Origin of the sequence: Microcoleus sp. Pol11C3, assembly GCF_036701485.1 — a bacterium.
Lineage (GTDB): Bacteria > Cyanobacteriota > Cyanobacteriia > Cyanobacteriales > Microcoleaceae > Microcoleus.
Window position 1 is genome coordinate 46,977 of sequence record NZ_JAUBQW010000006.1, and the last position, 14,395, is coordinate 61,371.

The 14,395-nt window shown below is 47.5% G+C and carries 14 protein-coding genes; 3 read left to right on the forward strand and 11 right to left on the reverse strand.

What is annotated here, in order from left to right:
* Positions 1-27: 27 nt before the first annotated feature.
* Both glmS and psaC read right to left on the reverse strand, forming a co-directional pair.
* Positions 28-1,950: a glutamine--fructose-6-phosphate transaminase (isomerizing) gene (gene glmS / locus QUA40_RS03290; protein ID WP_333121748.1), complete on the reverse strand. Its 1,923-nt coding sequence runs from the start codon at positions 1,948-1,950 to the stop codon at positions 28-30.
* Positions 1,951-2,109: 159 nt separating this feature from the next.
* A complete protein-coding gene (gene psaC / locus QUA40_RS03295; protein WP_015175986.1) occupies positions 2,110-2,355 on the reverse strand; it encodes a photosystem I iron-sulfur center protein PsaC in 246 nt (81 codons plus the stop codon).
* Between the two features lie 536 nt (positions 2,356-2,891).
* On the opposite strand from psaC, the gene QUA40_RS03300 reads away from it, so the two are divergent.
* Positions 2,892-3,050: a hypothetical protein gene (locus QUA40_RS03300; protein WP_333121749.1), complete on the forward strand. Its 159-nt coding sequence runs from the start codon at positions 2,892-2,894 to the stop codon at positions 3,048-3,050.
* Positions 3,051-3,120: 70 nt separating this feature from the next.
* Here the strand turns inward: QUA40_RS03300 and QUA40_RS03305 are convergent, their stop codons facing one another.
* Together QUA40_RS03305 and QUA40_RS03310 are read right to left on the reverse strand one after the other, a co-directional pair.
* Positions 3,121-4,332 carry a chloride channel protein gene (locus QUA40_RS03305; RefSeq protein ID WP_333121751.1) on the reverse strand — a complete coding sequence of 404 codons (1,212 nt, stop codon included), beginning with the start codon at positions 4,330-4,332 and terminating at the stop codon, positions 3,121-3,123.
* Between the two features lie 340 nt (positions 4,333-4,672).
* The gene (locus tag QUA40_RS03310; RefSeq protein WP_333121753.1) at positions 4,673-5,578 is read right to left on the reverse strand and encodes a CoB--CoM heterodisulfide reductase iron-sulfur subunit B family protein; all 906 of its coding nucleotides are present in this window, start codon (positions 5,576-5,578) and stop codon (positions 4,673-4,675) included.
* Positions 5,579-5,962: 384 nt separating this feature from the next.
* Between QUA40_RS03310 and acpP the strand changes: the two genes are divergently transcribed.
* Positions 5,963-6,217 (forward strand): acyl carrier protein, encoded by a 255-nt coding sequence (gene acpP / locus QUA40_RS03315; protein ID WP_333121755.1) that lies wholly within the window; start codon positions 5,963-5,965, stop codon positions 6,215-6,217.
* Positions 6,218-6,314: 97 nt separating this feature from the next.
* Positions 6,315-7,568 (forward strand): beta-ketoacyl-ACP synthase II, encoded by a 1,254-nt coding sequence (gene fabF, locus QUA40_RS03320; protein WP_333121756.1) that lies wholly within the window; start codon positions 6,315-6,317, stop codon positions 7,566-7,568.
* Positions 7,569-8,002: 434 nt separating this feature from the next.
* On the opposite strand, the gene psbA is transcribed toward fabF, so the two are convergent.
* The 7 genes from psbA to QUA40_RS03355 form a co-directional block, all read right to left on the reverse strand.
* Positions 8,003-9,085: a photosystem II q(b) protein gene (gene psbA, locus QUA40_RS03325; protein WP_333121757.1), complete on the reverse strand. Its 1,083-nt coding sequence runs from the start codon at positions 9,083-9,085 to the stop codon at positions 8,003-8,005.
* Between the two features lie 187 nt (positions 9,086-9,272).
* Positions 9,273-10,049, reverse strand: coding sequence for a DUF6816 family protein (locus QUA40_RS03330; RefSeq protein ID WP_333121759.1), 777 nt, complete (start codon positions 10,047-10,049; stop codon positions 9,273-9,275).
* Between the two features lie 238 nt (positions 10,050-10,287).
* Entirely contained in the window at positions 10,288-10,692 is a 405-nt protein-coding gene (locus tag QUA40_RS03335) for a ChuX/HutX family heme-like substrate-binding protein (protein WP_333121761.1), read from the reverse strand.
* Positions 10,693-10,797: 105 nt separating this feature from the next.
* Positions 10,798-11,751, reverse strand: a complete 954-nt coding sequence (locus QUA40_RS03340; protein ID WP_333121762.1) for a PhoH family protein — start codon at positions 11,749-11,751, stop codon at positions 10,798-10,800.
* 366 nt (positions 11,752-12,117) lie between these two features.
* Complete coding sequence (locus QUA40_RS03345) at positions 12,118-12,606, reverse strand: KH domain-containing protein (RefSeq protein WP_333121764.1); 489 nt, start codon at positions 12,604-12,606, stop codon at positions 12,118-12,120.
* Positions 12,578-12,862: a 30S ribosomal protein S16 gene (gene rpsP / locus QUA40_RS03350; protein ID WP_333048223.1), complete on the reverse strand. Its 285-nt coding sequence runs from the start codon at positions 12,860-12,862 to the stop codon at positions 12,578-12,580. Before rpsP ends, QUA40_RS03345 begins: the two co-directional genes overlap by 29 nt.
* Before the next feature lie 81 nt (positions 12,863-12,943).
* Positions 12,944-14,278, reverse strand: a complete 1,335-nt coding sequence (locus QUA40_RS03355) for a D-alanyl-D-alanine carboxypeptidase (RefSeq protein ID WP_333121766.1) — start codon at positions 14,276-14,278, stop codon at positions 12,944-12,946.
* Between the last annotated feature and the right edge of the window lie 117 nt (positions 14,279-14,395).

A 14,395-nucleotide genomic window follows, 5' to 3' on the forward strand; every position in this document is an offset into this window, starting at 1 on the left:
CTGATAACTCAATAATCCGAAAAAACCTTACTCCACCGTCACCGACTTCGCCAAATTGCGCGGCTGATCGACATCCAAACCTCGACGCGCCGCAATGTGATAAGCCAACAATTGCAGCGGAATTACTGTTACAATCGGCGACAACAATTCATCCACCAAAGGCACCGGCAAAATGTGGTCAAAAATCTCGGCTTCTGCCACACCTTGCTTAGGCGTAACACCAATTAAACGGGCGTCGCGGGCCTTCGCTTCTTGAGCGTTGGAAAGCACTTTTTCGTAGACGCTACCGGGCATGGCGATCGCCACTACAGGCACTTTCGCATCCAAAAGGGCGATCGGGCCGTGTTTCATCTCTCCCGCCGGATATCCTTCGGCGTGAATGTAGCTAATTTCCTTAAGTTTCAGCGCACCTTCCAAAGCAATGGGAAAATTAATTCCCCGCCCCAAAAAGATAAAATCTTGGGTGTCTGTAAACTGGTGGGACAATTCCTCCACATACTGTTCTTGAATCTCCAAATACTTCTCAATTTCCCCTGGCAACTGGCGCAAACCAGCAATAATTTCTGCCAATCTCTCCGTGCTGATTGTTTGTCGCTGGTACGCCAAATCCAAAGCTAAGAAATAGAATGCCATCAACTGAGTGACAAAAGTTTTAGTGGCAGCAACGCCAATTTCTATGCCCGCGTGGGTGTTAATAATGTGTGGCATCATGTGGGCGATCGAACTTTCAGTCCTGTTAGTAATGCCTAACATTCTCGCCCGGAATTTATCAGTAAAACCCGCGCGGCGCTGCTGTTCCATCCCCAAAGCAGCCAGGGTGTCCGCCGTTTCTCCCGATTGAGTTACCCCAATAGTTAAAGTATTTGCTGTCAGCGGTGCGGGCGCATAGCGGTACTCAGAAGCGTACTGCACCGCAGTGGGAATATTAGCTAATTGTTCCAACAAATATTTGCCAATTAGCGAGGCGTGCCAGCTCGTTCCGCAGGCGAGAATCGATATTTGTTCGACATCGGCGCAAAGTTCCTTGGGCAAGTTGAGATTGATGGGAGAGCGCGGATTTTCTGGCTGCCAATCGCTCTCTAAATAAGCCTCCAAACAAGCTCGGACTACCGCTGGCTGTTCGTAAATCTCCTTGTGCATGAAGTGTTTGAAGCCTTGTTTTTCGACTAAAACCGGACTCCAACCAAGGATGCGCGGGCTTTTTTTCAGCCTTTCCCCTGCAAAGCTGTAAACTTCCACTCCCATCGAAGTTAGCCTTGCCAATTCGCCATTTTCCAAGGACAAAACAGTGCGGGTGTGAGATACTAACGCCGGCGTGTCGGAAGCGCAGAAAAATTCGCCTGCACCAAAGCCAATCACCAAAGGAGCTTGCTGTCTGGCGACAATTATTTCCTCTGGAAAATCTGCACAGATAACGGCGATCGCAAAAGCTCCTTCTAATTTATTTACCGCCTTTAAAACTGTTTCCAAAAACGATAAATCAGCAATTTTCTCGGTTTTTTTATCTTTTCTTTCTTCGTTCTCCCTTCTTGCTTCTTTCAAAAATTCAGCTATTAAATGAGGAATAACTTCTGTATCCGTATCCGAGACAAATTTATGTCCCTTTGCTTTCAATTCTTTCCGCAACTCGCGATAATTTTCGACAATACCATTTTGAACTACCGCAACTCGCCCGTTATTATCCATGTGAGGGTGAGCGTTATATTCCTCTGGTTTGCCGTGAGTTGCCCAGCGAGTGTGCCCGATGCCGATGGGAGCCGGAGACTCTATCTCTGCTAGCTTTTCCCGGAGGTTGTGCAATTTGCCCTTTGCTCGGATGCAGGTAATTTCTCCTTCGGAGATGGTAGCGAGGCCCGCTGAATCGTAGCCCCGGTATTCTAGTTTCTCCAATCCTGCTAGCAAAATCTCGCTTGCTGCTTGCGTGCCGATATAGCCAACGATTCCGCACATTTAACGTACTACTCCTGCTTAGCGATCGCAATAAAACTCAAGTTTTATCATTTTTACCTTCTTCCGGCCCCAGAATGCAGATTCCGCGACAAAAAAGAGGGGGCAATTTAATCGCCCCCTCTCTTGTGCCCGTAATTCGATCGGCGTGTCGATCGATTTTTAGTAAGCTAGACCCATACTGCGAGTGGTTTCTGCTCCCAGGTAAACCCGGATGCTGAGAAAATCGGTGGGGCAAGCAGTTTCGCACCGCTTGCAGCCTACACAGTCTTCGGTGCGGGGAGATGAGGCAATCTGAGCTGCTTTGCAGCCATCCCAGGGCACCATCTCCAAAACGTCAGTCGGACAAGCGCGGACGCATTGAGTGCAGCCGATGCAAGTATCGTAAATTTTGACTGAATGAGACATTGAATAAAGGCTCCCAACGAGTCACTAAAAATTTGCTGCCTCTGCGAATTAACAGATTTGACGGTGAGGTGCCACCGCTATAGCCTGCACAGAGAATTAAAGGTTAGTCTACCGCAGTGCCTGGAAGCACTTCGCGAAAAAGCGACAAAACTTCACAGTTATTCACGCTGGGAGTCTTATAGAACCCATTTGGGATTTACTCATTTGCCAACCGTTTGAGCATCAGCCTGATGAAATACAAATTGAGTTTCGCAGTAGGATTGGTGAGAGTCTGCTCAAAGTTCTTGAGCAAACTCTTACAGCCTTACATCCCAGCGTTTGACCGTTTAATCAGGAGCGCGAGTTGCCACCACGACAAATCCAGTTTTCCCCTCTAGTGCCACTTTTTCGGCTTTCGTTAGTTTCCGTGCCAGTTTAAACCGGATCTGGGTCATAATCTGGGGATAGAGTTTTTACTTTCTCTGCGATGAGCTGATCCGGGTGATACCCCTTGCCCTTGCAGAAAAATCGTCTTCGGAATATTGACGAGCCCGAGTGTGAAAGTAATCGAGGTTGTGACTCAACATTTCAATCAAGCCACAGTCATCGGACACACTGGCTTTTGTGCAATGGATCAAAAACGGCAAGCTGAGTGGTATCAACGGCTAGATGTTGTTTCATGCAAGGAGTGGATTTGTAATGGCAGAAGCCTTTAGACTCGACACTCGCAAATTGCACATATTTTTAATCGCTACACCGAGCTATTAGAGGAATTCTAGACGTTTGTTAATCAACTTTATGCTGTGAGGTAATGAAGGGATATCGGGGAGCCAAGAAGAAACCCACGAGACTAGCGAAGAGAATCGGTGTAAAAGTGCTCAATCCTGTCAACTTGGCGAGTAGCAGAGTTGTACTAATTGGAGTTCGAGTAACTGTTGAATTCAGAGCAGCCATTACACAAATCATTGCCAAAGTCTCGTTGGATGCGGGATTAATGATAGCGATTGCCTTTCCTAAACAGGCTCCTATAAAAAACAGTGGGATGATAATCCCCCCCCGCCAGCCTCCATTTACGGTCGTACTAATGGCAAACACTTTAGCAATAACTAAAGTTAAGACAAATCCCAAAGAAAAGTTGCCCTCAACAATTTTTTCAATTTGATGTTCACCAAAGAAACGAGTGAGCGGAAATAAAGCTGATAAAACACCAAGTCCTAGCCCCGCTAAAGTAGTTCGCACATAGATTGGACTGGGTATCGAATCAAATAAGCGACCTACAGTGCGAAATACAGCGATAAAAAACCACCCCATAATCGCACCTACGATTCCATAAGCAATCGCTGCACCAAAGTCATAAAGGCTGTCCACATTGTATTGAGGAAAATGCCAGGTAGGACCAATTCCTAGCTGGGTAATTGCTACAAAAATGGTGTAACTTGCACAACTGGCCACGACTGCAGGCAATATTGCTTCAAAATACTCCACCACATTCTGATGATGCAGGATTTCTAAAGCAAAAAAAGTACCACCCAATGGAGCGCCGAACAAAACTGTAAAACCAGATGCCATGCCAGCTATACTCAAAGTTCGTAGTGCCTCTCCACGCAATTGAAAGCGATCGGCTAACCACGTACCAATTGAACCTGTGACTTGCACCATTGGTGCTTCTGGACCAGCACTGCCTCCACTTGCAATACTAATTAGCGACGACAGAATCATCGAAGGATTCTCGTTCATTGGTAATCGGCCACCCTTGAGATGAATATTGTCAATAATCAACCCAATTTCGCCAGGATTTCCCAGCCAATGAATGAGCAAACCGATGAGCAAACCAGCCAGTGGCATGATGATTAGTAGAGAAACTCCACTAAAAGATTCAAATCCGTGCATCATGTAAGACAAACATATCCAATAAGTTGCAGCAAATAAACCACAAATGATGCCTAGCATTGCCCATAGCAATACCGAACGTGTGAGATTTACTGGGTTTCGTGTCATTGCTTTTTCCTTGTCTCTAACTAGGAAGTTAGGAAGTTTAAAAAACTATTTTGTATAATAGTATACTGTTTTTTGGGTCTGTATCTTCTATTGACTCAAAAATGTATGAGCCTGATCGAGCTTTCGGCTCGCGGACTCTGTATAAATCCGATCTAACCGGATTTGATTTGAGAAAAAACTCAAGTTTTTATGCCAATTTTCCAAAGTTGTGCAACAGTTGTAAGGACTTGTTGTTTGATATTTTGGCTTGTAGCAAAGATTTGGGTGAATTAGCCACTATACCAACTGTTGCAAACTTTTTGATAATTAGTATTGCTGCAAAGCGGTGCAAATCGATCGACTAAAAGCCTAATTTTTCTAACACGGGCTTAGTGGAAACAATATGTCGATCGAGCCCTAGTTTTTTTGGCTCCACACCCAAAGCCAAAGCCACCAATTGCGACAAATGCAACACCGGCAAACCCAATTTGCGCCCGATTACTTTTTCCACCTCCGGCTGTCGCGAATCCAAATTCAAGTGACACAGAGGACAAGGAGTTACCATACAATCAGCGCCATTGTCAAGAGCATCTTGAATATGTTTGCCTGCCATCTGAAAAGATTGGTTAGTGGCATAACTCGCCAACGGCCAGCCGCAGCACTGCGTCCGGCCTCGATAGTAAACCGGAGTTGCCCCGATCGCCCGAAACACATTTTCCATCGATTCCGGTTGGTGCGGGTCATCGTAAAGCAGCTTATCCTGAGCTCGCAGCAGGTAGCATCCGTAAAAAGACGCGCACTTCAAGCCCGAAAGCTTGCGGGTGACTCGCTTCTGCACCTCGTCGATCCCGTAATCGGCAACGATCGCCCACAACAGATGTTTCACTTCGGTACTGCCTTGATAAGGCGAACAACCTTGTTTTTTTAGTAAACCGTTGACTTTTTCTATGTAGTTGGGATCGATTTTCTGAGATTCCTTGAGGCGATCGTCCACATGACCGATGACCCCTTGACAAGTGCTGCAATGCGTAAGCAAAGGCAGATTCAGTTCCTCAGCCAACGCAATATTGCGAGCGTTGACAGTATCTTCCAGTAACTGCGAATCTTCCTTGAAAGTGCCAGAACCGCAGCAGGAAGCTTTCTTTAGTTCCACCAGTTCAATCCCCAACGCTTGAGTTAGCGCCATTGTAGACAAGTAAAGTTCGCGGGCCGCCCCTTGGGCAACGCAACCGGGAAAGTAAGCATATCTGAGAGTTTGGGATGGCATAGTCGTTTCTGCTGGAGACACAAGGTTCGGGAAAAGAAACTTGAGCGATCGAAGTCGGGAGGCTTCCTGCTTAGTTTTCCCTCTTTATAATTAACGTATCACCGCCTAGCTAGGAGCCAATTGTCAGCTTTTCTCAAGCATTTTGAGTTGAAGGCTGACGCACCATCGACCAAAAATCCGGTTCCTCAACGTTATCAGGTGGCTAAACGAGATGATTGATTTTGGGCTATTTGCGTTTTTTTACCTTAGTCGTAGAGTTACTGCGATCGTCCGTGTCCCAATTGTCGCTGGCCCGTGTCACTTAGAAAAGCGGCTAGCCTTTCTCCTGCCGATCCCCCTTTCGGATAAGATTAGATACGCAGCAACCAATGAGGACACGATGTTATGAGCCAAGACGACATTTTTGCTAGAGTCAAGAAAATTGTGGCTGAGCAACTGGAAGTCGATGCGAGCGAAGTCAAGCCTGAAGCCAACTTTGCTAACGATTTAGGAGCAGATTCCTTAGATACAGTAGAGCTGGTCATGGCCTTGGAAGAAGAGTTTGATATTGAAATTCCGGACGAAGCAGCCGAAGGAATTACTACGGTTCAAGCTTCTGTAGATTTCATCAGCAGTCAACTTGCAGCTCCAAAAGCATAAAATACCTGTCTTTTCCCCTAAGAGGAGAGAAGTTATAAAACTGGAAACTCCTCTTTTGTTCTGCGTTCTGGGTGTTTAATTTTTTGAAACTGAAATCATGACAAATTTAGAGCGTAAGCGCGTTGTTATCACGGGTCTCGGCGCGATTACACCGATCGGCAATACCTTGTCCGAATATTGGGACGGGTTGCTTGCCGGGAAGAATGGTATAGGCCCGATCACCTTATTCGACCCGTCGCGGCACGACTGCCGCTTTGCCGCAGAGGTGAAGGGTTTCGACCCACACGACTATTTAGAGCGCAAGGAAGCAAAGCGCATGGATCGCTTTGCTCAATTTGGGGTGTCAGCGAGCAAACAAGCTGTTGCTGATGCAAAGTTTGAGATTAACGACCTGAACGCAGAACAGGTGGGTGTCATTCTTGGCACTGGCATTGGTGGCCTGAAGGTTTTGGAAGAGCAGCAAGAGATATATCTGACTCGCGGCCCCGATCGATGCAGCCCGTTTATGATTCCCATGATGATTGCGAATATGGCCGCGGGGCTGACGGCGATTCAAACGGGCGCTAAGGGGCCAAACTCTTGTACCGTGACGGCCTGCGCTGCCGGGTCAAATGCCGTGGGTGATGCGTTTCGCCTAGTTCAGGGGGGTTACGCGCAAGCCATGATTTGCGGCGGTACGGAAGCTGCGGTGACACCTTTGTGCGTGGCGGGTTTTGCTGCGGCGAGGGCGCTTTCGACTCGCAACGATGATCCGACTCATGCTTGCCGTCCGTTCGATCGCGATCGTGATGGTTTTGTCGTCGGCGAAGGTGCTGGCATTCTGATTCTAGAAGAAATGGAACACGCTCTGGCGCGTGGCGCAAAAATTTACGCAGAAATCGTCGGCTACGGTTTAACTTGCGATGCCTACCACATGACTTCCCCAGTACCCGGGGGCGAAGGTGCATCGCGAGCAATGGCTTTAGCGCTCAAGGATGCGGGTTTGAGGCCGGATCAAGTGAGCTATATCAACGCTCACGGCACGAGCACGCTTCCCAACGATTCTACGGAAACGAAGGCGATTAAGAAGGTTTTGGGAGACCACGCTTACAAAGTAGCAATTAGTTCTACCAAGTCGATGACGGGTCACCTGTTGGGGGGTTCTGGGGGAATTGAAGCGGTGGCGGCGGTAATGGCGATCGCCAATGACAAAATCCCGCCGACAATTAATCTGGAGAATCCCGATCCTGAGTGCGATTTAGACTACGTGCCCCACACAAGTCGCGATCTAAAAGTTGATGTGGCGCTGTCGAATTCTTTTGGATTTGGCGGCCACAACGTGACACTGGCATTCAAGAAGTTTGTTCAGTAACGGGTAATTTGAAAGTCGAGGGTTCAGAGTTAAAAGGTGAAAAGTTAATTTTTCACCTTTTAATTTTAGATTGGGCGATCGGCTATTAACTAAATCAACTTTATTAACCTAAAATGCGATCGCCTGTTAGAGCCCTGCAGCAGTTAAAGTGCTGCAGGGCTCTGGCTATTCTGTTTTTTGATTACTGTTGCTCATATCATGTCCGAGCGAGCGCTTGACTCAAAATGCTTACTTGTCATGAGTCAAGCGCAACGAAGTAAGGGCTTTGCCGAAAGGGCTAGATTCTTCTTCCTTCAGGACTCAGAATGACAACTACTCAAGCGGACTTAATATCACTTAGTTTTATAACATAAGGAGAACTCTAAAAATATTTTTCCCCAAACAAAAAGCGCCCCTAGAAATAGGGGCGCTTTTTGTCAATCAAAAGCTAAAACTTAGCCATTGATAGAAGGAGCAACCAAAGCTACTGGAGTGACTTCACTTGCAGCCAAGTCAAGAGGGAAGTTGTGAGCATTGCGTTCGTGCATTACTTCCATACCCAAGTTAGCGCGGTTGATGACATCAGCCCAAGTGTTGATGACACGACCTTGCGAGTCGATAATCGATTGGTTGAAGTTGAAACCGTTCAAGTTGAAAGCCATCGTGGAGATACCCAAAGCGGTAAACCAGATGCCAACTACTGGCCATGCACCTAACAAGAAGTGCAAGGAACGGCTGTTGTTGAAGGAAGCGTATTGGAAAATCAAACGACCGAAGTAGCCGTGGGCTGCGACGATGTTGTAGGTTTCTTCTTCTTGACCGAATTTGTAACCGTAGTTTTGCGATTCGGTTTCGGTTGTTTCACGAACCAAGGAAGATGTTACCAAGGAACCGTGCATGGCGGAGAACAAGCTACCACCGAAGACACCAGCTACTCCCAACATGTGGAACGGGTGCATCAGGATGTTGTGCTCAGCTTGGAACACGATCATGAAGTTGAATGTACCGGAGATACCCAAAGGCATACCGTCTGAGAATGAACCTTGTCCGATTGGGTAGATCAAGAATACTGCGGTTGCTGCTGCAACTGGTGCAGAGTAAGCGACGCAGATCCAAGGACGCATACCTAAGCGGTAAGATAGTTCCCATTCACGACCCATGTAGCAGAAAATGCCGATCAGGAAGTGAAAAATTACCAATTGGTAAGGGCCGCCGTTGTACAACCACTCATCGAGGGAAGCTGCTTCCCAGATTGGGTAGAAGTGTAAGCCGATGGCGTTGGATGAGGGAACAACTGCACCTGTGATGATGTTGTTGCCGTACATTAAGGAACCTGCTACTGGTTCGCGGATGCCGTCGATGTCCACTGGAGGGGCTGCGATGAAGGCGATGATGTAGCAGATGGTGGCGCTGAGCAAGGTGGGAATCATCAAGACTCCGAACCAACCTACATAAATGCGGTTGTCGGTTGATGTGACCCACTCGCAAAAGCGTTCCCAGACGTTGGCGCTTTCGCGCTGCTGTAAGGTTGTTGTCATGGTTTTATGATTGCTGTATTTGGTTGTCAATGTTCGGATGATGTTTCTATTATTAACGGTATCGTTAACGTTTGTAAAGGGGTTGAGCGACAGTTAAACTGATTGAAGTCATTAGGAAAGCTGATGAAATGATAGAGAGGGTCGAAAAAAGTCGATCGTTGCTAGGTAGATCGAGATGACAGCTTAATTATGCCCGCACCAACTCCAACCGATATCGGTACAAAGCCACAGGATGCCCCCCAGCAGCAAAATAATTCGGGTCTTGGGGCGACAAATAAATCGCTGTCACCTGATTAGCCTCAATTCTTTTATTCGCATAACCACCATTTTCCTCGCCTCCAACCACTCGATAAGCCGTGGTTGTTTCCACTTCGTTTAAATAAATATCAGTCTCTCCCCGAAACACCTGCTGAGAAATCTCTGTAGACACAAACTCGCGAGGATTCGGCGTTTCAGTGTCGCGACTGGTAACAATGGAAATTAATTGGCGTTCCCCTCTCAAAACAGTAATTTGGCGGTTGGGATTGGTCGGATCGACTTTCACCGAAAGTAAGCCACTATCGCCTAAATAAGCCTTGGCAATATTCAAACCGTTAAAAGTGCGATCGGCTACAATCTTTGTAGCTTTCTTAGATGTATTTTTATAAATAACACCAATATTTTTTTCCGGTTGAAATCGCACTTTAAATAATACTGGCTGCTCCAAATACTGGCGGTTGCTTTCAAACCCAGGTGTGACAATATTTGGCGCTAAAGGAGCGGCTAAATCTACCAACGTGCTAGCAACATTCCAATTCCCAGCCATCCACTCGGGATATACCAAATCTCCCTTAGCTACAGCGATAGGAGGCTTGCTTTCCCAATTGGGAAAACTTGATATGCGATCGCCCAAAACCCCCGCCCTCGCACCGCCACCCCACAGCAACACCAGCAACACCAAACAAAAACTCCAAATTACCTTCATACCCAATTACATTCAAACAGCTAGCTTTCTCTTTCTTTCTCTCTCTCTTTTCTGTGGCCTCTGCGCTGTCTACGATTCATTAATTCAGAAAGTAGACAACAAATCAGTTAAAGATCCTATTTTATACCATTCTCACAAACAGGCATCCTGCCTGTTACACAAAAATCAATTTTATTCTTGTGGGGTGGGCATCCTGCCCGCCCCCAATATGCAATTTAAAGGTGAAAAAGCTTATGTTTTAAAGCGCCTCAACAGGTGCAGGTTCCCAAACCTCTCCGTATTTTTCTTTCAATTCGTGCCAATTCTCCACCTGTCCGGGTTCATATTCCCCCGGCTTTCCCCACTGCAAAAACGCGCTCAAAGCAGCCTCATTTTGTTCGTCCAGAAAACGGATTGCATAAGTAGTGAAATTGCCTCTTTTCGCCTCACCAGTTTCAAACTTCACCTGTATTATTTTGTCCATATTTAGGTGAAACTCAAATATTTCGGCGTGCATATTGGCATACTTTCCCTTGGGCAACTCCGCATAAAACAGCTTGTGAATTGAACCGCGCACTTCCAGCACCGCCGCGCTGCTAGTCACGATTAAACGCAGCGTTCCCAATTGTTCGCAAGCTTCCAAAAATTCTTTCAGGTTAGGCATAATTTAATTTGGGAATTGGGAATTTGGCATTGGATATTGAGCATTAAAACCAACAACCACTAACCATCAACCAATGACTAATAAATACTGACTACTGACTACTGACTATTTTTCGTGCAGTTCGTAAGCAGCGACAATCCGCTGCACTAGGGGGTGTCGCACCACATCCGCCTGAGAAAATTCGCAGAAAGCAATGCCCTCAACGTTACGCAGAATATTTTGGGCAACTGACAATCCCGACTGTTGGTTGGGCGGCAAATCTGTTTGAGTGATATCGCCCGTTACGACCATTCTCGATCGAAAGCCTAGACGAGTCAACACCATTTTCATCTGAGCCGGCGTCGTATTTTGAGCTTCGTCCAAAATTACAAAAGCATTGCTGAGAGTGCGCCCCCGCATATAAGCTAAAGGAGCTACTTCGATCAAGCCTCTTTCCATTAAATCGGCCATTTTTTCGGGGTCGATTATTTCTTGGAGGGCGTCGTAAAGCGGGCGTAAATAGGGATCGACTTTTTGCTGCAAATCTCCCGGCAAAAATCCTAATTTTTCCCCAGCTTCTACGGCTGGCCTGGTTAAAATCAGCCGTTCGTACTGTTTGCTTAACAGGGCTTGCACGGCGAAAATAGCTGCTAGAAATGTTTTGCCTGTACCGGCGGGGCCGATGCAAAATGTCAAGTCGTGGGTGCGTACTGCTTGGACGTATTGCCGCTGCTTGAAGGTTTTGGCTCTAATTTCTTCGCCGCGGCGCGTTTTGGCGAGTACGTCTCGCTGCAAGTCTTGCAAATCTTCTTGGCGGTTGGTATCCAATGCGTAGCGCGCCGTCTGGATTTCAACTGGGGTGATGGTTTTGCCGGATTTCCAATAGTCGGAGAGCGATCGCACTAATTTATGACACAATTCTACTTGAGTCTTTGTGCCGGAAATCAGCAGTTCTTGCCCTCGCATCACCAGGTTAGCGCCGGTTTGCTTAGAGATAATTTTCAGGTTTTCTTCTTGATGGCCCGAGAGCGACATCGCGCTTTGAGTGCTCGGCAACTCTATGGTTAGTTTTTCAGTCATGCCAACATAAGCTCCCTCCAAATAAGCAATTAAAAGTTAACAATTAACAATTAAATCAGTCACCTTTTGCGAACAAAAAGACGCCTTAGATACTAGGTTTTACCTAGTATCTAAGGCATATTTTAGATTTAGCTGCCAAATGAGTGTGGTGCTTGAGATACAAATCAAATCTCCTTTCAATCAAGTCAGGCAACTTTAGATTTTAGATTTTAGATTTTAGATTTACCTCATCCCGCTGACATTTGAGATTTAAAATTTTACATTTGTGTCCGATCGCAAAATCGGCAATCTCAAATCAAGCGGGGCTTGTAATACAAAGTTTACAACAGGCAATCTAAAATCTAAAATTGTTTTGGGGATATGCAGTTAATAACCGGGAGTATTTCTGCTCGTTCTAAACGTAGGTGTGTTAGTACGGCGAGGTTGTTCTCTCGGAGTTCTGCTAGCTAAGGGACTCGGCGACGGAGGTGGCATCCGGGGTCGGAAGTCGCCTCGTGGCTCGCGCGAGCCACGATCTGGCCGATCGCGATCCGGGCGGTCGCGATCGCCCCTGGGCGGCCCCGAGCCACGCTCGCTTGCTTCACCATCGTATATGTCTAAGTAGAGCGACTGACCCGCCGTCTGCGCCACCGCTTCGAGGGTAGTTCTAATGGCCTGAATATTTCGTCCGCCTCTACCGTAAACCCGCCCTTTGTCCGGATCTTCAAAAGCAAGCCTAACCCAGACCCGGGATTGACGCGGGTGCAGTTCGCAATCAACCCGCAAAGAGCCTGGGGTCTCTAAAAAAGGCCCAATTAAAAACTTAACCAGTCCAGCGTAGTTGGGACTAGCTGACTGCTGTTGTGCTGGATTCAACGTTGGCTCCGGCTCCGACTTGTTCAAATACATGGGCTTTTCTCAGGATGTCACGCACAGTGTCAGTTGGCTGAGCGCCGTCTTGCAGGCGCTTGACAATCGCTGGAACATCCAGCCTGGTTTCGTTATTTCTGGGGTTGTAATAGCCGAGCTCTTCAAGGGGACGGCCGTCGCGGCGGGTAGAACTGTTCATCGCTACAATCCGGTAGCTTGTCTCGCGTTTTTTCCCGTATCTCTTCAATCGCAGTTTGATCATCTTCTTGCAGAATAGTCCTGTTTCAATTCTAAGCTATTATGTCGGTCGTCTTTGTGCGAACCCCAACTCAACCCTTATTTCTTAACCTCCCAGCAAAATATCGCTGCGATTTGCTGCCCCCAAAGCAGGTCTGGCGCCGTCAATGTGCGGTGTAATTGCTAGTGGCAAAGTCGATGCAGTTCCCCACTGCTGCACTAATTTTTGCAAAAATATATCTTGCTGCGCTCTCAAAGAGTCCCAATCGGTGCCGCGATTAATAATTGCAAACCACACTAAACCCCGATCGCGCGTGGGTATGGCTCCAGCCAAAGCAATCACGGTGTCCAAACTACCTGTTTTCACCACAGCCGATCGCGGAATGTGCCGATGTTCCACAGTGCCTTTATCCCGCCCGGACACCGGAAACAAGTCAGCAATCGTCAGCCCAGTCGTCTGAAGGTTGCGGGCGATCGCCTGCATCATCCCACAAGCAGCCCTCGGAGACATCTGATTTTCCACTCCCAATCCCGAACCGTTAACTAATTGAAGTTCCTCCTCCGGCACCCCCGCAGCCCAAGTCGCTTGCTGCTGGACTATTTTTGCCCCGCCCAAATCGTCTGCCAGCATCTGAGCCATTTCATTATCGCTGTGGACGTTCATCTGCTTGAGAATTTCCGCTAAAGGAAGCGATCGGCGCTTCAGCAGCAAACGCCCCGAAGTCACAAATTTCTCAGCAATGACGCTGCCGGCCACCGTTACTTGCGGCTTTCTAGTTCCTGGAGCCATCTTAGAATACATTGCCACCACGTCTGCAGGCCAATTGCTACCCTCAAGAGCTTGCCGCAGTATCTCCCCTGCGGCCAAAGGATCGGACTGGTAATTCATGCGGAAATTGCCTGTCACCACCAAATTTCCTGCCACGCGCTCGATACCCATTTGATTGAGAGCATTGCCCACGGCGATCGCCTCCTCCCACACAAACAGCGGATCGCCCCCGCCGCTGACCACCAAATCTCCCTGCAATACACCATTGCTAATCGGCCCCGTTGCTCGGAACCGTGTTTCAAACTGATAATCCGCGCCCCAAGTCTCCAGCGACGCCAGAGAAGTCGCAATCTTAGTTAGCGAAGCCCCAGGCATCAGCGTCTTGCCCTGCTGACTTACCAGTGGCACCATTCCCGCTTGCACCCAAATTCCTTGATTCCCATTAATCAAGTTCTTGTCTTTCAAATCTTTTAAATATTCCCGCACCGTCGCTTCTGCAGGCAAGTCTGGATTTGCCGCATTTATTCCCCCAAAAGCCAAATCTTCGGCAACCACTAACCCGGGTATCCCTCCCCGCCAAGCCAGCACTGACGCAGCATTAGGCGCGGCAGTGCCTACCCCGGCCATGTCCAGCCACAGAGATATGATTCCTGAGCTAAATAAATCCAGCATTTTTTACTCCTAAAGTCATGTAAACTATTGCATTGATTTTTTCAATTTGCAGTCAAAAATAGTAAAGTAGTGACAAAACAAGTTCTATCAGAGTAGTCGGAAATGAGAATTGTCCGA

Bases quoted from the DNA above. Each gene is read 5' to 3' on its own strand.
- glmS (WP_333121748.1), bottom strand. From the start codon at position 1,950: ATGTGCGGAATCGTTGGCTATATCGGCACGCAAGCAGCAAGCGAGATT.
- psaC (WP_015175986.1), bottom strand. From the start codon at position 2,355: ATGTCTCATTCAGTCAAAATTTACGATACTTGCATCGGCTGCACTCAA.
- QUA40_RS03305 (WP_333121751.1), bottom strand. From the start codon at position 4,332: ATGACACGAAACCCAGTAAATCTCACACGTTCGGTATTGCTATGGGCA.
- QUA40_RS03310 (WP_333121753.1), bottom strand. From the start codon at position 5,578: ATGCCATCCCAAACTCTCAGATATGCTTACTTTCCCGGTTGCGTTGCC.
- acpP (WP_333121755.1), top strand. From the start codon at position 5,963: ATGAGCCAAGACGACATTTTTGCTAGAGTCAAGAAAATTGTGGCTGAG.
- fabF (WP_333121756.1), top strand. From the start codon at position 6,315: ATGACAAATTTAGAGCGTAAGCGCGTTGTTATCACGGGTCTCGGCGCG.
- psbA (WP_333121757.1), bottom strand. From the start codon at position 9,085: ATGACAACAACCTTACAGCAGCGCGAAAGCGCCAACGTCTGGGAACGC.
- QUA40_RS03330 (WP_333121759.1), bottom strand. From the start codon at position 10,049: ATGAAGGTAATTTGGAGTTTTTGTTTGGTGTTGCTGGTGTTGCTGTGG.
- QUA40_RS03335 (WP_333121761.1), bottom strand. From the start codon at position 10,692: ATGCCTAACCTGAAAGAATTTTTGGAAGCTTGCGAACAATTGGGAACG.
- QUA40_RS03340 (WP_333121762.1), bottom strand. From the start codon at position 11,751: ATGACTGAAAAACTAACCATAGAGTTGCCGAGCACTCAAAGCGCGATG.
- rpsP (WP_333048223.1), bottom strand. From the start codon at position 12,862: ATGATCAAACTGCGATTGAAGAGATACGGGAAAAAACGCGAGACAAGC.
- QUA40_RS03355 (WP_333121766.1), bottom strand. From the start codon at position 14,278: ATGCTGGATTTATTTAGCTCAGGAATCATATCTCTGTGGCTGGACATG.